Origin of the sequence: Pollutimonas sp. M17, from assembly GCF_025836975.1 — a bacterium.
Classification (GTDB): Bacteria; Pseudomonadota; Gammaproteobacteria; order Burkholderiales; family Burkholderiaceae_B.
This window is the reverse complement of the sequence record NZ_CP107548.1, coordinates 1267035-1286303: the sequence shown is the minus strand read 5'-3', so window position 1 is coordinate 1286303 and position 19269 is coordinate 1267035. Positions and strand designations below refer to the sequence as shown.

Genomic DNA, 19269 nt, shown 5'->3' with positions numbered 1-19269 from the left:
AAAGAAGAGGTTAGTGTGCAATCACGACTGAAGGCCATTATTCATCGCTGGTTCAGGCCGCACACCCATAAGCTCCAGGAACTGGAACTACAGACATGCCAGGCGCTTGGCCTGCCCGCCCCCGAGCGCGGCGCCGGCATCGCCACCGCCCTGGCGGGTTCCCGTCCCCCGGGGGCCGACGCCCAGCGATTGCTGGTCGAGCGCATCCTGGCCGAGCGGCTCGACATTCCAGCCGGCGCGCTGGCCTTCATCGGAACCGGCGTCCTGCGCCACGCCACAAGAAGCGCCGATGGCGCGGGCAACATCGGCGTGGCCGAAGCGGGCGATCTGGACGGGCTGTACAGCCGCCTGTCCTCCGGCACCGGCACCGGACGCGATGCCGTCAGGGCGGGCGCCTTCGTACGTTTCCTGCTCGACACCCATGGCGCCCAGGGCCTGGCCAAGTTCGGACGCGCCCTGGCTACCGAGGCATCCATGGATGATGTGTGCCATGCGTCCACCGGCAAGTCGCAAGCCATGCTGGAGCTGCAATGGGAAGAGTCGCTGGCCGACGAGCAGCCCGCCAAAGGCGCCGGCCCCTTCCTGGCCTGGACGGCCCGGCAGCTGCGCCCCCATCGTTTCTTCTGCATCACGCTGGGCATCGGGGTGTTGATTCAGACCGCCTACGCCATGCTGATGCCGATCTGGCTGAACCAGTTGTTCGACGACGGCATCACGCCGCAGAATGCCGACGTCATCTGGCGCACGCTGGCCTATCTCATCGGCGGCTTCCTGGTCACCGCATCGGCCGGGCTGGCCATCGACTTCAGCGTATCCACGCTGGGGCCCCGCACCCTGAAGGACGTGCGCCAGCGCACTTTCGACAAACTGCTGGGCCTGTCGTCGCGGTCTCTGGGCCGCTTTGAAAGCGGCGACATCGTGTCCATTTTCAACAACGACATCTTCATCGTCGAGAACGGCATCGTCCGGGCCATCCCGGGCATCATCTCCAAGGCCTTTCTGATGATGGGGTCGCTGATCACCGCCATCATGCTCGATTGGCGGATGGCTCTGGCTACCATCACCATGCTGGCCATCGCCCTGACGGCGCCCCGGCTGGTCGGGCGCCTGGCAGTGCAGGCCTCGTATGCCCGCAAGGTGGAAGACGGCAAGGTCGTGGGCTTCATCAAGGAAACCGTGCAGCTGCTGCCCGTGATACGCACGCTCGACCTGGCCCGGCATCGCCGCAGCCAGTTCGACGAACGCAGTAAAACCATCTACGACGCCAGCTACCGCCAATACCTGCTGGGCGAACTGACGGGGCGCGCAACCGTGTTCGCCATCAGCGCCGCGCAGCTGGGCATCATCGGCCTGGGCGCGGTGCTGTCCCTGAACGGCACGGTGTCGGGCGGCGTCGTCGTGGCCTATATCGGCCTGCTGCTGGCATTCGGCGGCGCGGCGGGCGGCATCGCCGCCTTGCTGCCGTCCGCCATCCAGGCCATAGGCAGTTGGCAGCGCATCGACGAACTGCTGGACCATCCCGACGATGAGCCGGACAGCCGCGGCGTCGCCGCACTGGAGCCGCCGCTGTCGCGGATCGCCTTCCGCAATGTGTCGTTCAGCTATAACGGCGACCGCCTTAACCTGAAAGACGTCACGCTGGAATCGCCCGCGCCGCGGCGCATTGCGCTGGTGGGGCCCTCGGGCTCGGGCAAGAGCACCATCATCAATTTGATGTCGCGCAATTATGACGCCATGAGCGGCAGCATCCTGCTCAACGACACCGATATCCGCCAAGTGGACAACCACCGCCTGCGGTCGATGATGGCCGTGGTCAATCAGGACACCACGCTGTTCGAGGCATCGATCCGGTACAACATCCGCATCGGACGCATGGATGCCAGCGATGCCGAGGTCGAGCAGGCGGCAAGGTCGGCCGAGATCCATGACTTCATCGTCGGCTTGCCGCAAGGCTACGACACCAATGTGGGCGAAGGCGGCAAACTGCTCTCCGGCGGCCAGCGCCAGCGCATCGTCATTGCCCGCGCCCTGCTGCGCAACCCGCAAATACTGCTGCTGGACGAAGCCACGTCGGCCCTGGACGCCGAGGCCGAGGCGGCCATCAACGAAACCCTGGGACGCATCAGCGCGGACCGCATGCTGTTCTCCGTCACGCACCGCCTGAACTCCTGCCCCGACATGGACATGATCTGCGTCTTCAAGGATGGCCGGCTGGTCGAAACCGGCGCCCATGCCGAATTGCTGGCCAGGCAGGGCGTGTACGCCGGGATGTGGGAGAAGCAATCCGACATCGCCATTGTCAATGCGGGCCGCGATGTCGGCATCTCGGTCGACCGCCTGCGCAAGATTCCCATATTCGCCACCGCGGAGGAGCAGGAGCTGGAACGCATCCGCGGCATGTTGCGGGTGGAGGAGGTCGAGGCGGGCACCGTGCTGGCCATCGAAGGCACGACCGAAGGCCGCTTCTACATCATCGCGCGCGGCAGCGTGGAAAGCACAGTGCTGCTGAAGGATGGCTCGTCCCTGACCATGGAAGTGCTCGAGGTCGGTGACTTCCTTGGCGAATTTGCGCTGCTGGAAGGCATACCGCATCCGACCACGTGCCGCACGCGGCTGCCCTGCCTGCTTCTGTCGCTCAGCCGGAACGACCTGGCCCGCGTGGCCGACCTGACCCGCAGCAGCGACCAGCAATCCGACCTCGAAAAAGCCATCGCCGCCACGCTGGACAGGCGCCTGGACGCCAAGCTGGAAGAAATGCTGAAACGGCGGATGGGCGACCGGGAGGTCGATATGGAAGCCGTCGATTGATCGCCAGGAGACCGCAATGAATTCCGCCGCCCCGCAAGACACCACCCTGCTGCTTCCCCACATCCTGGATCGGAGGGCACGCAGCCGGGGCGACGGCTGGTGGTTCACCTTTCTCGACAGCCAGGGCCGGCCCCAATGCCGTTGGAGCGCCCCCGACCTGGCGTCGCGCGCCCGCGCCATCGCGGCCCGGCTCATGCGCGACACCCAACCTGGCGAGCCGGTGCTACTGGTGTTCCATGCCGGTCCCGACTTCCTTGCCGCATTTATGGCCTGCCTATGGAGCGGCCGCCTGGCAACGCCCATCAATCCGCCGCGGCGCAATCGCCTGATCGAACGACTGGTGGCCGTAACCACCGACTCCGGCGCCCGCGTCGCACTGACCAGCGAGGGGCTGCTGAGCGCCACGGACGAATGGCGCGGGTCCAACGCGCGCTTGGCCGCCCTGTCCTGGGTGGCCGTGGACGGGCTGCCCGACCAGCCCGACCTTCAGCCCGCCTCCATACTGGCGGACGATACTGCCTTCCTGCAGTACACCTCGGGCTCGACGGCCATGCCCAAGGGGGTCCGGGTCAGCCACGGGAACCTGCTGCACGACCTGCAGCGCATGGGCGAGGTGTGGGGCATAGCCGAGCAGTCCGTCATGATCAGCTGGCTGCCCGCCTTTCATGACCTCGGGCTGATCTTCGGCCTGCTTCAGCCCTTGTACTCGGGTTGCGGTTCGGTCCAGATGGCACCCAACACCTTTCTGCAGAAGCCCCTGATCTGGTTGCAGGCCATGTCGCAATTTCGCGGCACGCATTCGGCGGCCCCCAGCTTCGCCTACGATCTGTGCAGCCGGCGCATCGCGCCGCAGGACCGCGCCGGCCTGGACCTTGGCAGCATGGTCATGACCATGAACGCCGCTGAACCCATCAACCCGGCGGTCATGGATCAGTTCGTCAGCGAGTTCGCGCCGTATGGATTCAGGCCCGCCACGTTCGCGCCGGCCTATGGCCTGGCGGAAAGCACCCTGGCCGTGACCGGAAACCCCGTCGGCGACCTGCCGGTCCTGCGGCATTTCGACGGCGAAGCGCTGTCCGCCGGCCGCATGCTGCCCAGCGACCCGGACGCGCCGGCAGCACGGGTCATGCCGGGCAGCGGCCGGCCCCTGCCGGATATTCCCATCGCCATCGTCGATCCGGAAACGCTGCGGCGCTGCCCGCCCGGCCATATCGGCGAAGTCTGGGTGGGCGGACCCACCATTGCAACAGGCTACTGGCGGCGGCCCGAAGAATCCGCCGCCGCATTCGGTGCAAGAATCGACGGCGAGCCGCATGCCGGCGGCTTTTTGCGCACGGGCGATCTGGGGGCCGTGGTGGACGGGGAACTGTTCATCACCGGCCGCATCAAGGACGTGATCATCCTGGCCGGCGCCAATTTTTACCCGCAAGACATCGAGTGGGTGGCGCAGCGGTCGCACGATGCGCTGCGGCGCGACAACGGCGCGGCTTTCCATCTTGAAGCCGACGGCTCCGGCATTGGCCGCGAGCAGGTCGTGCTGGTCCAGGAAATGGAACGCTCGCGGCGCGGCGAAGCGACAGGCCCCGTTTTCGACGCCATGGTACAGGCCGTCTGGCAACAGCTGGAAATTTCCCTGTCGCGCATCGTGCTGGTGCCGCCGGGCACCGTGCTGCGCACGTCCAGCGGCAAGATACAGCGCATGGCCAACAAGCGCGCTTACCTGGCGGGCGAGCTGCCCGTGATTGCACAATGGGAAGCGCAGTCGCCCAGCCGGATCGAAGGGGCGCCGTCCGAGGCTGGGGCCGGCAAAGAAATGGACGGCCGCAGCATGCGCGCCTGGCTGACGCAGTGGCTGGCGGATCGATTGGGCCTTGCCCCCGACAGCCTGCCCGCGGACTGCGGTTTTGCCGAACTGGGGCTGGACTCCCTGGCCTCCACGGAATTGGCCTTCGCGCTGGGAGAACGCCTGGGCGTGCCGGTGCCGGAGACCGTCGCGTACGACTATCCCACGCTGGCGCGGCTGACCGCCCATTTTGCGTCCGACGGCATCCGGGCCGCCGCCAGTGCCGATCAAAGCCAGGCTGTGAGCAATACCGCGCCCCTGCCCGACGATTCCATTGCGGTCGTCGGCCTGGCTTGCCGGTTTCCCGGCGCGCCCGATGCGCAAGCCTACTGGCGCTTGCTGGACTCCGGCCAGGACGCCATCGGACAGCCGCCCGCCGGCAGGCCCGAAGGCGCCGGCCTGGGGCCGGGCGGCTATATCGACGACATCGACCGTTTCGACGCCGCCTTCTTCGGCATACGCGACAGCGAGGCCAGCCATATGGACCCCCAGCACCGCCTCTTGCTGGAAGTGGCCTGGCACGCGCTTGAAGATGCCGGCGCGGCGGACCGGCCGCGCCGGCCGTCGGCCACCGGAGTGTTCCTGGGCATCAGCACGCACGATTACGGCCTGCGCTTCCAGGGGCCGGGGGCATCCTATTCGCCGCTGGCCGCCACGGGCAACTCGGCCAGCACGGCCGCGGGCCGGCTGGCCCACTTGCTGGACGTGAACGGGCCGGCGCTGGTGCTGGATACCGCCTGCTCCTCATCTCTGGTGGCCGTTCACGCCGCCAGCCGAAGCCTGCGTCAGGGCGAGTGCGACATGGCGCTTGCCGGCGGCGTGAACCTGCTGATCAACGATATCCTTACGCAAGGCTTCGCCGCGGCCGGCATGTTGAGTCCCGGCCATGCCTGCCGCACTTTCGATGCCGCAGCCGACGGTTATGTGCGCGGCGAAGGCGGTGGTATCGTCGTATTGAAGCGGCTTGCCGACGCCCTGCGCGATGGCGACCGCATACGCGCGGTCATCCGGGGCGCGGCCGTCAATCACGACGGCAGGGCCAGCTCGCTGACCGCGCCCAATGCATCGGCGCAGGCCGCGCTGATCCGCAAGGCCTTGCGCGACGCAGGCCTGCAGGCGCCGGACGTGCACGTGGTGGAGTGCCACGGCACAGGCACGCCGCTGGGCGATCCCATCGAGGTGCAGGCGCTCGCCGACGTCTACGGCGACGGCCGCGATGCGCCTTTGCTGATCGGTTCCGTCAAGACCAACATCGGCCACCTGGAAGCCGCCGCCGGCATAGCCGGCATGATCAAGGCCGTCCTCATGCTGGAATCCGGCCGGCTTGCGCCGACCTTGCATCAACGGAATCCGAACCCCCGCATTGCATGGGACCGCCTGCCGGTGCAGGTGATCGATGCGCCGCGTCCCTGGCCGCCGTGCCATCCGGCTCGCGCCGCCGTCAGCAGCTTCGGATTCAGCGGCACCAATGCGCACCTGATACTTGAAGCGGCCGGTACGCCTCCCATTGCCATCCAGCACCACGGTCCCATCGTCCTTCCCCTGTCGGCGCCCGACGCCCAAGGCCTGGACAGGTTGGCGGGGACACTGGCCACCTGGCTGGAAGACGGCCGTGCCGACCTGCGCGGGCTGGCGGCCAGCCTGGCGGTGGGCCGTGGCCGATTCCCGTTGCGCGCGGCCGTTGTGGCGCAGGATATTGACGAGGCCATCGCGGGCTTGCGCGCGGTCGCCGCCGGCGACACTCCGCTGGTCGGCGCCCGCGGCCTCGCGCCCGCCGATCCGCCCAGGCTTGGCTTTCTTTATACCGGGCAGGGCAGCCAGTGGGCCGGCATGGGCAAGGACCTGTACGGCGGCGATGCGGCATTCCGCCGCATGGTCGACGACTGCGCCGCGATTGTCGACCCTCTGCTGGGATGCTCGGTGGCCGCGGCGATGTTCGGCGACGATCCGGACAGCGACCTGGCCGACACCCGGCTCGCCCAGCCTGCGCTGTTCATCCTGGGCTATGCCCTGGCCGACAGATTGGCGGCCTGGGGAATCACGCCCCAGATATCGATAGGACACAGCCTGGGCGAATGGGTGGCTGCCTGCCGTGCCGGCGTATTCACGCTGGACCAGGCCTTGCGCCTGGTCGTGCAGCGCGGCACGCTGATGGGGGCCGGCGCGGGCGGCGGCCGCATGGCGGCGGTGTTCGTGTCGCCGGATGCCGTGCCGGACGCCGCGCGCCATCTGCTGAAGCAGGTCGACATCGCCGCCGTCAACGCGCCGGACGAGTTCGTGGTGTCCGGGGCGGCGGCGGACATCGATGCCCTGGGCGCGGGCCTGGAGGCCCACGGCATAGGCTGCCAGCCGCTGCGCACCGCGCATGCCTTCCATTCCCGGCTCATGGATGCGGCGCTGAAACCCTTTGCCGCCGCCATGGCCGGAGCCGCGCTCTCCCCGCCCCGCACGGCGCTGGTCTCCAACCTGACGGGCCAGCTGGACGCTCCCTTCGACACCGAGGATTACTGGGTGCGCCACATACGCGAACCGGTGCGCTTCGCGCAAGGCATGTCGACGCTCGCGGCCAGCGGCGCACGGGTGCTGATTGAAGTGGGCGCCTCGCCCGCCCTGATGGGCGCGGCGTCGCGCACGGCCGACTTCGCGGAGGAGCCGCCCGTCATCGTTCCGACGCTAAGGCGCAATCGTCCGGCCGGACAGACTCTGGGCAATGTCCTGGCCCACCTGTTCGTTGCCGGCGCGGACATCCGCTGGGACGAGGTCTATGCCTCCGCCAAGCGGGTGAGCGCGCCGGGGTATCCCTTTGCGGGCCAGCGGCACTGGATACCCTTGCCGCAGGCCGGCGCCACGATGCCGACGGCAACCGTGCCCTTGCGGGAAGAACGCGGCGACGCCGCTTCCCCGCCCGATATCGCAACGAGCGCGGTTGATGGCGCTCCGATCGATCACCGGCAACAGATTGCCGATGTCCTGGTTCGATCCCTTCAACTGGCGCCCTCGGACGCCCAATCGGAACGCGGCTTCCTTGAACTGGGCGTCGATTCATTGGCGCTTACCGAAGCCGTGGCGACGCTGGAACGGCGTTGGTCCATCGCCATACCCCGGCGGGCGCTGTTCGAGAACCTGGGCAGTCCAGGCCGGCTGATCGCCTATATCTTGCAGGCCTTGACCGAATCGAGCCCCGCGCCTGCACCTGAAATTCCCACGGCAGCGCCGGCCGCTGCGATCGCGCATGCGCCGCAACCCGCAGTCGCGGCGCCGCCGCAGAACATAGGCGATCCCGAAGCGCTGGCCGCCTTTGCCCGCGCCTACGTCGGGCGCAGCCGCGCCTCGCAAGACCAGCGGCGCAAGTACGGCCCCTACCTGGCCGACAGCCGGGCTGTCGCGGGCTTTCGGAATGAAACCCGCTCCATGCTCTACCCCATCGTCGGCGCAAGCGCCCGGGGCAGCCGGCTGATCGATGTGGATGGCAATGAATATGTCGACAGCGCCATGGGCTTCGGCGTGCAGCTTTTCGGACACAGCCCCGCCTTCCTGACCGAGGCGATCAACCGTCATCTGACCGAACGCGGCCTGTTCATCGGGCCGCAGGCGCATCTGGCCGGCGAAGTGGCCGAGCGGCTCTGCCGGATGACGGGCAACGCCCGCGCCGCATTCTGCAATAGCGGAACGGAGGCGGTCATGACCGCCCTGCGCCTGGCGCGCCACACCACGGGACGGCAGCGCATCGCCATGTTCTCGGGCTCGTATCACGGCCACTTCGACGGGACGCTGGCCCAGGCCGGCGCAAACGGAACCACGGTCGCACTGGCCAGCGGCACGCCGCCGGGCATGGTGGGCGACGTGCTGGTGCTGGACTACGGCGACGAAGCCGCCGCGCTGGAAATACTCGCACGCGAGGCATCGACACTGGCCGCGGTCATCGTCGAACCGGTGCAGGGCCGGCGGCCGGATCGCCAGCCGCGCGCCTTCCTGCAGCAAGTGCGCGAACTGACCCGCAAGTCCGGCACGGCATTGATCTTCGACGAAGTGCTGCTGGGCTTTCGCGTGGCGCAAGGCGGGGCGCAAGCCTGGGCCGACGTGCGCGCCGACCTGGTCACCTACGGCAAGATCGTCGGCGGCGGCCTGCCCATAGGCGTGGTGGCGGGCGACGCCGCCTACCTGGACGCCCTGGACGGCGGCGCCTGGTCCTTCGACGGCAAGGAATTGCCGCGTGAGGACCGCAGCTTCTTTGCCGGCACGTTCAACAAGAACCCCTTGGCAATGGTTGCGGCGCAAGCCGTGCTGGCCCATCTGGAGGAGGCCGGGCCCAGCCTGCAAACCTCGCTGAACCAGCGTACGGAATCCTTCGCGGCACGATTGAATGCCGTATTGCAAGCCGAGGAAACCTCCATATCGGTGCATCATTTTTCATCGCTGTACCGCTATGTGGGCGCCAGCGATCTGTTCTACAACCACCTGATCCAGAACGGCGTCTATGTGTGGGAAGGACGCACCTGCTTTCTGTCCACCGCGCATACCGATCAGGATCTGGACCGCATCGCGGCGGCGGTGCAAGCCGCGGTGCGCGCCATGCGGGCGGCAGGCATGCTGGCCCCGCGCACTCCTGCACCTGCGCCGGCCACCCGATCCTCGGAGCCCGAGCGCCTGCCGACGACCCCGGGCCAGCAGGCGCTGCGCCTGCTGGCGTCCTTCAGCCCCGAGACGTCGGCGGCATACAACCAGTCGCTGGTGTTCGACCTGAACGGGCCGCTGGACGTGGCCGCCCTGCAGGCCGCCCTGGGCGAGGTGGTCGACCGGCACGAGGCCCTGCGCACGACCTTTCCGGAAGACGGGGAAAGCCAATTGATACATCCCGTTCTGGCGCCTGATGTCAAGGTCATGGATTCAGACCCGGCACGCGACGGCGCCGAACAGGACTGGCTGGACCGGATGGCTCTGGCACCGCTGGACCTGGAGCGCGGGCCGCTGGTGGTGGCGCGCATCGTCCGCAAATCGCCGGATGCTCATCGCCTGCTGATCGTGATGCCGCACCTGATCACCGATGGATGGTCCATGCAGCTGATGGCGCTGGAGCTGGCGGAACTCTACAGCGCCCGGATCGAAAAGCGCCCGGCGGCGCTGGACATCCCCGTGCCCTATCGCCGTTACATCGATCACTGCCGCAAGCATGCGATGCTGCCCGAACTGGCCGCGTATTGGCAGGATATGTATGCGACGGTGCCGGCGCCTTTGCAACTGCCCACCGACCGGCCGCGTCCAGCCTTGCAGACCTTTTCGGGCGCTTGCGCAAGCCGAGACCGCTTGCCGCCTGAACTGCTGGAACGGCTGCAAGCCCGCGGCCGGCAGACCGGCAGCTCTTTGTTTTCCGTTTGCCTGGCCGCCTACGGCCGGCTCCTGTCCCGCCTGAGCGGACAGGACGAGATGGCGGTCGCCATCTTCTCCGCCGGCCAGCCCGAGCTGCCCGCGTCAACGCTGATGGGCTATTGCGTAAGCGTGCTCCCCGTGCGCATGGATGCCGGCGCCTCCGCCAGCCACGACGGCCTGATCCGCGCGACCCAGCGCGCCGTCGCCGGCGCCATGGCTCACCGCGACTATCCTTATTCCCGCCTGCTGAAAGACCTGAAGCTGCGGCGCGATCCAGCCCGCCCGCCACTGGCCTGCGTATCGTTCAATCTGGATCGTACGGATGCCGCTCCGCACTTTGCCGGCCTGACTACCCAGGTAGAGGCCAATACGCATCAGGCCGTGCGCTGGGATCTGAACTGGAACATGCAGATCGACGCCGACGGCCTGCGCATCGACGCGCATTACAACCGCGACCTGTTCGATGCCGACCGGGTGCAGGGATGGCTGGACAGCTATGTGGCCATCCTGGATGAGCTGGCCGGAAGCGATCCAGGCGGCGGCGCTACGGATCGGGTCGTCCACGGCGCCCTCGACGTCGCCGATGCCCAAGGCGGCTACCCATGCCTGGCGGCGCGGGTAGCGGAGCATGCCGCGCGCACTCCCGACGCGCCGGCTGTACGGGACCGCCGCGGCACGGTCGATTACCGGTCGCTGGATGCCTATGCCGCCGGCCTGGCCGCGCAACTGGCCAAGGCCGGGGTACAGGCCGGCGACCGCGTCGCCTTCCGGCTGGAGCGCGGGCTGGGTCCCGTGGTGGCGATACTGGCCATCATGCGCCTGGGCGCCGCCTTTGTGCCGCTGGATGACGAGCATCCCGATGAACATCATGCAGCCATCCTGCAAGACAGCGCGGCCCGCGTGTTGATCGCGGAACCGGGTACCGGACGCGCGCCGGCGGGTACTCCCATCGTGCCGTGGTCGCGCGCGCCACGTGAACCGCTCGAAAGGGATACGGCGGCAACTCCATCGCCATGCCAGGCCGTGGCCGGCGGCGACATCGCCTATATCCTGTACACCTCCGGTTCCACGGGACGCCCCAAGGGCGTGCTTATATCGCATGAAGCCGTGCACACTTATGTCACGGCGCTGCTGGCCCGGCTGGGCGCGACGGCGCCCATGTCGTTCGCCATCGTCACCTCGTTCGCGGCGGACCTGGGCTATACCTCCGTCCTGGGCGCCTTGTGGACGGGCGGCCTGCTGCATGCGGTCGATGCCGACTCGGCCCGCGATCCGGCGGCCCTGCAGCAATGGCTGACGGAAACGCCGGTGGATGCCCTGAAGATCGTCCCGTCCCACCTTGCGGCGCTGCTGGATGCGCCGCAAGCGGCCGCCCTGCTGCCGCGCCATGCCTTGATACTGGGAGGCGATGCGCTGGCATGGGGATTGGTGGATCGCATCCGCGCGCTGGGCGCGGGCTGCCGCGTCTACAACCACTACGGCCCGACCGAAACCACGATAGGCGCGTGCATGACCGAGGCGACGGCCGCCTTGCGTATGGAAGACAGTCCAATGGTGCCGGTGGGGCCGCCGCTGGCCGGCTATGAGGTGCGCATCCTGGGTAGCGACGGCAGCGTGCTGGAGGACGGCGACGAGGGCGAGATCGTCATCAGCGGTCCCGCGGTGGCCGCCGGCTATACCCATGGCGACGCCGGCGCAGGGCCTTTCACGCTTGCCCGGGACGGGCGGCGCAGCTATCGCACCGGCGACATTGGACGCCGCCATCCCGACGGAGCCATCGCATTCCTTGGCCGCCAGGGCGACATGGTGAAGATCCGCGGCCACCGCATCGAACCGGCGGGGCTGGCGGAAACGATCCGGACATGCCCCGGCGTGCGCGACGCCGCGGTGCTGGTCGATCAGGCCGCGGGGCGCGAACCCAGCCTTGTCGCCGCCGTTGCCGGCGACATCGGCAAGGACGACGTCCTTGCCTGGCTGACGCAGCGCGTACCCAAGGCCATGGTGCCTGCGCGCGTGCTGATGTTGCCGGCCCTGCCGCTGACCGTCAACGGCAAAGTGGACCGGCAGGCTTTGCTGCGCGCCGCCTCGGATCCCGCCCCGGCACCGCCGGCCGACACGCACGAAAACCAGCAAGCAAGCACAGGCGGCGCGGCGGCGGACATACTGCGAGGCCTATGGTGCGACGTCCTGCAGCGTCCCGACATTGCACTGGATGACGACTTCTTCGCCTTGGGCGGCGACTCCATCATGGCCATACAGATCGTCGGCCGCGCCAGGGCCGCGGGCTTGGCCCTGACGCCCGCCCAGGTATTCCAGGCGCCGACCGTGCGCGCGCTGGCGCAGCTTGCCGTTCCGGTACAGGCGGCGGCAGCCGGCCTGGCCCCACTGGCTCACCCGGTAGCCCTCACGCCGATTCAGCAATGGTTTCTTGAAACGCCGATGGCGGACCGGAATCGCTGGTGCCTGACCGCCGTATTCCAGACCTCGATGGACGTGGGCGCAGCGGCGCTGCGGGAAACGCTGCTGGCCATGGTCGAGCGCCACGATGCGCTGCGTACGCGATGGAACGCCGCGGCGGAAGAGCAAACCCAGCAGACAGGTCGGGCTGATGCGCCAAACGTCATCATCGCCGAAGCCGGCGCCGGCATGACGCAAGAGGCCCTTCAGGCAATGGAGGACCTGTTGGCGGACCAGTTGATGGACCAACTGGACATTGCGGCCGGGCGCATCATTGCGGCGGGCGCGATCCGGGCGGGCCTGTCGGATACCCGAATCGTGATCGCCGCCCACCACGGCCTGACCGACATGGTGTCCTGGGGCATTTTGGCCGATGACCTGGCAACGGGCTTGTCCAAGGGAACCCAGGCCATCGCGGCGGCTTCCACGTCGTGGTCATGGTGGGCGCAGTCGCTGGCGCGGCAGCGCGAGGCCATGGCCGGCACGCTGCCTTACTGGCGGCGCGTGGCCGCACAGGCCAATGACGCCATGGCGCTGCCCATGGACCACGCGCGGGCCGCCGACCTGGAAGGCGATGTGCGGGAAGCGCGCCTGCGCATCGAGGCGGACACGGCATCCCGCTACTTCACGGGCATGGCGTCGGTCTTCGGACTGCGTGCGCATGAAGCGGTCCTGGCGGGGCTGGGCCGATGCCTGGTCGACTGGGCGGGCGGAACGCTGGCCGTCGAACTGGAAGGCCATGGCCGCCAGCCCCTGGACGCGTCCATCGACCTGTCACGCACGGTGGGATGGTTCACCACGCGTTACCCCGTGGTGCTTCCCTGCGCGATGGCTCATGACGAAGAGGGCTGGCTGGTCGCCGCCAAAGAGACGCTGCGCCAGATCCCGGACGATGGCATGGGCTACGGCCTATTGCGCTATGGCGGCGATCCCGCATTGCGGGCTGAGCCGGCCGTGTCGTTCAATTTCGTGGGCGAACTGAAACAGTTCGGAGCCGGCCGGCTTGCCCTGCTGCGCCTGGGCGCCGGCCAGGAGCGCGATCCGCATGCCGGCCGCCGCCACGTGCTGGCCTTCGATGGATGGCTGGAAGAAGGCAGCCTGGTGATTTCCTGCCGTTACGGCGCCCGCCATGCGCCGGAGACCATCACGGCGCTGCTCGCCCGCCTGGAAAATCGGTTCATGTCGATGCTGCAAACGTGCGAATCATCGTCGGCGGCGGTCTATACGCCATCGGACTTTACAGCCATGGATTTCTCGCAGGATGAATTGGACCGACTGATGGGCGAGCTGGGCGATCCATGAGCCGCACTGACCACCCGGGATTTCGATTACCATTGCGCCCTGACTTTGTAAGGAACGTAACATGGGAACATGGAGTGTCTGGCATTTCATCGTTTTTATTCTTGTGGCCTGCCTGGGCGCCTGGACAGCCAGAGCCGTCGATAAAAAGAGTTTGAACAGCCTGCGTCCCGATCCCACAGGATATGGCGGATGGCTTGTCATTCTGTCGGCTTTCCTTATCTTCTGGGCGGCACAGGAGCTGGGCGAGTTCTATCGCGTAAAAGCCCAGATAGCGCTGCTGATACCGTCGGCGCTGGACGATCCGGACTACCTCGAATACATCGGCTACGCGCAAGCCATGGCCTGGTTCGAAGCCCTGTTGCTGGCCTTGTGCGTCATCGTGCTTGCGGCAAGCCGGTCGGCCCGGACGGTCAAGGCGGCGATTGCGGCGCTCTGGATTGCCGGCCCCGTATCGGCCGGGCTGGAGCTGCTGCTGGCGGAGTCGTATTTCGGCGACTATATCGTGGAACACGACTACTCGGCGCTGGCCGCCACCATGCTGTTCGCCACGGTGCTGACCTGGTATTTCCTGACGTCCCGACGTGTCCGGACCACCTACCTGCCGAAGGCGGGCAGGCGCTGACACGCCTGCGATGGCACATAAGAGCCATGGCGTCCCAACCTGCGCGCGCCTACACTGCAAGCATCATCAAGGAGGCTTTCATGACAAGCACCATCAAGGCAGTCCAGGCCCTTCAGCAACTGCTTGCCCAAGACGAAGCATTGCGCGAACAGCTGGCCATGGTTTCAAGCATCGAAGCGGCGGCCGACCTGCTTGCCGCGGCGGCGCAGCGCCATACTATCGCCATCACGCGCGATGAAATCCTTGAGCAACTCACCACTGCGCAAGCCGAAGGCCATGAACTTGGCGATGAAGAACTGGGCGCAATGGCTGGCGGGTTCTTTCGGTTTAAATACCAGATACAACTGAAATAAGCCGGCCCAGCCTCACTACGGCGCTACCTTGCGTTACAAGTTGGATTGAGCAAAGTCGCGAGGCAGCGTATTGTTTGTATGCCCACTTGCACCGGTAGGCCATTGCGCCTCCGGCAAAGCCAAAGGCGGCACAACCAACAATACTCATAGCCGGAGATCGCGATGGATAGGGTGGAATCTAAAGAGACGAAGTCGCAGCTTCTGACGACGAGCCGCGGGGCCGCCTCGGGCGGATCCTTCGGCATCGCCGCACATCCAGCCCTGGATAACACGGCATCAAAGCCCAAAGTGGCGGCCGGCGGGCTGGCGCTGACCACGCTGGCGGCCATTGCCTTCATCTTTGCCCTGCAATGGGCAAAGGAGTTCTTCATTCCTCTCATCCTGGGAATACTGATTTCCTTCAGTTTGAATCCCCTGGTCAGTTGGCTGGAACGGATCCGGCTGCCGCGCGTGGTGGCGACCAGCGTCATCATGCTGGCCTTGTTCGGATCCAGCGCATTGGTGGCAACATCGGTATACAACGAAGCGCAATCCATCATGGACGAGCTGCCGATCGCCACGTACAAGCTGACCAGCGCCTTCAAGCGCATGAACAGCGGCGAATCGAGCACACTGGAAAAACTGCGCAGCGCCGCCAATACCTTGAAAGAGGCCGCCGCGCCCAGCAAAGACGATGCGGATGCGAATCTGGAGCACACGGTGGCGCCGCCCCCGGCCGTGGTCCTCAAGCAGGCCGACTTCAATCTGAATGACTGGTTGTGGGCCGGCTCGCTCAGCGCCGCCGCTTTCGTGGGGCAGATGACCATGGTGCTTTTCCTGGTGTTCTTCGCCCTGTTGTCGGGCGACACCTTCAAGCGCAAGCTGGTGCGGCTGACCGGCCCCTCGCTGTCGAACAAGAAAATCACCGTGCAGATTCTGGACGACATAAATACCTCGATTCAGAAATACATGCTTATGCTGCTGGTGACCAATACGCTGCTGGGCCTGGCGACGTGGGCGGCGCTGCACTGGATAGGCTTGGACAACCCCGGCGCCTGGGCCGTCGCCGCCGCGCTGCTGCACGTCATCCCCTACTTCGGCTCGCTGCTGGCCTCGGTGGCCATAGGCTGCGCCGCCTTCCTGCAATTCGAATCGTTTTCGACCATGTTGCTGGCGGCCGGCACCACACTGGCCATCGCCACCTTCGTCGGCATGCTGGTCGCCACCTGGATGACCGGCCGGATCGCCAAGATGAACGCCATGGCGGTCTTCGTGGCTCTGCTGTTCGGCGCCTGGCTTTGGGGCGTCTGGGGAATGCTGTTGTGCGTTCCCACCATTGTCCTGGTCAAGGTCGTTTCGCAGCACATCGAGGGGCTGCAGCCCGTTGCGGAACTGTTGAGCGAATAGGCCACGTTTCGCATAGAATTGCCCGACGATATTTTTCCACGCAATCCGACGCACCCATGGATACCGGATGAACCATTCGAACCTTTATTTCCGCACATTCCTGCTGCTTCTGGCCGTGGTCACCGTGGCCTTCATATGGGTGCTGCTGCCCTATTACGGCGCCATTTTCTGGGGCACCATATTGGCCGTCGTATTCGCGCCCCTGCACCGGCGCTTGCTGGCCAGGCTGCGCGGCAGGCCCAACCTGGCCGCCTTGACGACGCTGATGATCATCATATTGATGGTCATCATTCCACTGATACTGATTACCGGGTCCCTGCTGCAGGAGGGCGCGGCCATCTACAAGCGCCTCAATACCGGCGAACTGAATCTGGGCGATTACTTCGAGCAGATCATGAGCGTCCTGCCCCCCTCGGTGCACGAAGTGCTGACCCGATTCGGCGTGGGCGACATCTTCAGCCTGCGCGAGAAGCTGTCGGCGGGCGCCTTGCAGGGCAGCAAGTTCCTGGCAACGCAGGCCGTCAACGTGGGCCAGAATACCTTCGAGTTCCTGATCGGCCTGGGCATCATGCTCTACCTGTTGTTTTTCCTGCTGCGCGACGGCGCCCAGCTGGCCCGCCAGAGCAAGCAATTGATTCCGCTCAGCGACGAGCACCAGCAGCATTTGTTCCGCAAGTTCACCACTGTCGTCCGGGCGACCGTCAAGGGCAATATCGTGGTGGCGGCCACGCAGGGAGCCCTGGGCGGGCTTATGTTCTGGTTCCTGGGGATACAGGGCGCCCTGTTATGGGGCGTACTGATGGCCTTCCTGTCCTTGCTGCCGGCGGTGGGCGCGGCGCTGATCTGGGTGCCGGTCGCGGTCTACTTCCTGGTGACCGGCGCCATCTGGCAGGGCGTCGTGCTGACCCTTTTCGGCGTGCTGGTCATCGGGCTGGTGGACAACCTCTTGCGCCCTCTTCTGGTGGGCAAGGACACCAAGATTCCCGACTATGTGATCCTGATTTCCACCCTGGGCGGGCTGGCGGTCTTCGGCCTGAACGGCTTTGTGATCGGGCCGCTGTTCGCCGCCTTGTTCATTGCCTGCTGGGACCTTTTCCCCTCGGCCATACGCATGAACCAAGAGGAATGAACCCGGCCCGGCGGGCTGGAGCCCGCCCAAGGCCCTAGCCGCCCGCAAACAGCATGGCCATATTCAGCACGAGCGCCAACGCCCATATCAGCGTGCGCAGCGAGCCGTAGCCCGCGATGTAGACACCCAGGTAGATAAGCCGCAGAGCGATCCAGGCCGCCATCAGGCCCGCCACCCATTGCGGGTCCGCCTGCCGGTACAGCGCAAACAGGACGGCCGCGAAAAAGAAAGGCAGGCCTTCGAACAGATTCACCTGAGCCGCATTGGCCCTGGCCCGCCAACCTTCCTGGCGCGCAAGCCAGGCACGTGGATTGTCGTTGTCATAAGCCTTGCCGCCCGCCTTGGACGCCGCGGAGGCAAGAAGGGGAAGAAGGGCCGCCACCAACAAGAGCCAAGCGACGAGGGTCATGTATTCTCCTTGTCCATCCATGTGAAGACTAAAAGGCAATCGCATCCGCGGGTTCAAGCATGCCGGTCATGCCAATAGCCATGAAAGCTGAGCGGCGTGGAGTGCGTCAGCAACACGCGCGCAAGCGGGCCGTCGGATAGGCGGTCGGACCGGAAGACGGCCAGGAAGGACGTCGCCGTCAAGGCATCCAGCCCCAGGGTAAGCAGCCATCCCTGCTCGGCCGCCGACGACGGGTCGCGCACGAATACGGGCTCGCCCAGGTGGGCCGCATCGCCCACGAAGACCGCCTCGCGCCGCCCGCTGTTCATGTCAACGCGGGCCAATCCATGGTGGAATACCGTGGCGCCGGGCGCCGTGGTGTAGTGTCCGAAGCGATGGCGGTGGCCCGCGACATCGGGATCCACCATGGGGAACTCGTGATTCTCCTCGCTCAGCGAATCTTGCGCCAGGCACTTGCCGGGCACATTGATGATGTAGCGGCGCAGCATGCCCTTGTTCTGCTGCAAGCCCGGCTTGCCGTCCATGATCATGCGAAAAGCGGCCTTCTCGCCCAGGAAGTGGTCGGGTGCGTCGTAGCCCACGAAATCGGCGACGATGGAGTCGCCCAGGTCGAAGGCATTCAGGCTATGCCACATGAAGCAGGCGTCGGTTTCCAGGAATACCGGCGATCCGGCTCCCGCGCGGTCCAGGACCGCCACCATATTTCCCTTTTTCGGCCGCCATTGCAGGCTGTCGGTGAAACTGGCCAGCCCCGACAGGAAGCGCGGCAGGGACAGCTCCACCGGATGAAGCAGGATCACCACATGGCGCTCTGTAAAAAACCAGTCATGGATGTACGAGGGCCGGGGCGAGGCCACGCGCTGATGGCCAAGCTGCCTGCCCTTTCCGTCGCGTACCACCAGGTCCAGCCAGGTCCTGGGCCCGTGCTCCACGCCCAAGAGCAGCCAATGGCCGTTTCGCCCATCCGTCTTGGTATGCGCCTTGTAGTCGATATGGATGTCGTCCGGCCCCACTTGCCGCTCGCCCCAGGTCTCCAGGGTGTCCGGATCCAGCCCGTAAGGCAGGCCGACCTCGTCGAAGGCGTACAGGCAGCCATTCTTGAGCGTCACGGTCACGCCTGCCTGAGATCGTATCTTGTTGCCTACATTGCGAACCATGCCCCCCGGAGCCCGGGTGGTCCATGTCGGCATGACAAAGCGGCCGGCGCCCTGTTCGGCCTGGTACTTGCGGGTCCGGACGAAACGATTGCGGTACCGGACGCGGCCCTGGGCAAAATCGAAAGCCTGTATCATGCCGTCGCCGTCCAGCAGGTGGCGCTTGCGCACCCCGCCCAGCTCGAAGCGGCCAGGGCCGTTGCGATACAGGGTCCCTTCGAGTTCCAAAGGGATCCGGCCCCGCACCTCAGGAAAATAGTCGTACTCCTGCATCATGGAACTGGCCAGGCCGGCCAGCGAACCTATGGTTGCCGTGGCTGCAGTCTGCATCGGGAGGCCTCTTTGGATCGGGCAAAGACGTGCGAGGTAGATGACGATTATAAACGCGCCGCGGCGGCCCGGCATGCTCCGAACCACCTACCCTGTGCGCAGGCATACT

Annotated in this window: 8 protein-coding genes; 6 read left to right on the top strand and 2 right to left on the bottom strand. The window is 66.3% G+C overall.

Features of this window, described 5'->3' with window-relative positions; genetic code table 11:
* Nucleotides 1–15: 15 nt before the first annotated feature.
* The 6 genes from OEG81_RS06145 (at nucleotide 16) to OEG81_RS06120 (ending at nucleotide 17267) form a co-directional block, all read left to right on the top strand.
* Complete coding sequence (locus OEG81_RS06145) at nucleotides 16–2808, top strand: ATP-binding cassette domain-containing protein (protein ID WP_264131825.1); 2793 nt, start codon at nucleotides 16–18, stop codon at nucleotides 2806–2808.
* A gap of 16 nt (nucleotides 2809–2824) precedes the next feature.
* On the top strand, nucleotides 2825–13777 hold the full coding sequence (locus tag OEG81_RS06140; RefSeq protein WP_264131824.1) for a type I polyketide synthase: 10953 nt from the start codon (nucleotides 2825–2827) through the stop codon (nucleotides 13775–13777).
* A 61-nt stretch (nucleotides 13778–13838) separates the two neighbouring features.
* The gene (locus OEG81_RS06135) at nucleotides 13839–14399 is read left to right on the top strand and encodes a DUF2569 domain-containing protein (protein ID WP_264131822.1); all 561 of its coding nucleotides are present in this window, start codon (nucleotides 13839–13841) and stop codon (nucleotides 14397–14399) included.
* Nucleotides 14400–14479: 80 nt separating this feature from the next.
* A complete protein-coding gene (locus OEG81_RS06130) occupies nucleotides 14480–14752 on the top strand; it encodes a hypothetical protein (RefSeq protein WP_264131820.1) in 273 nt (90 codons plus the stop codon).
* A 162-nt stretch (nucleotides 14753–14914) separates the two neighbouring features.
* Entirely contained in the window at nucleotides 14915–16138 is a 1224-nt protein-coding gene (locus tag OEG81_RS06125) for an AI-2E family transporter (RefSeq protein ID WP_264131819.1), read from the top strand.
* Nucleotides 16139–16205: 67 nt separating this feature from the next.
* On the top strand, nucleotides 16206–17267 hold the full coding sequence (locus OEG81_RS06120; RefSeq protein WP_264131817.1) for an AI-2E family transporter: 1062 nt from the start codon (nucleotides 16206–16208) through the stop codon (nucleotides 17265–17267).
* A gap of 34 nt (nucleotides 17268–17301) precedes the next feature.
* Here the strand turns inward: OEG81_RS06120 and OEG81_RS06115 are convergent, their stop codons facing one another.
* Nucleotides 17302–17676, bottom strand: a complete 375-nt coding sequence (locus OEG81_RS06115; RefSeq protein WP_264131816.1) for an MAPEG family protein — start codon at nucleotides 17674–17676, stop codon at nucleotides 17302–17304.
* A gap of 53 nt (nucleotides 17677–17729) precedes the next feature.
* Nucleotides 17730–19160 (bottom strand): carotenoid oxygenase family protein, encoded by a 1431-nt coding sequence (locus tag OEG81_RS06110; RefSeq protein ID WP_264131815.1) that lies wholly within the window; start codon nucleotides 19158–19160, stop codon nucleotides 17730–17732.
* Nucleotides 19161–19269 lie beyond the last annotated feature (109 nt).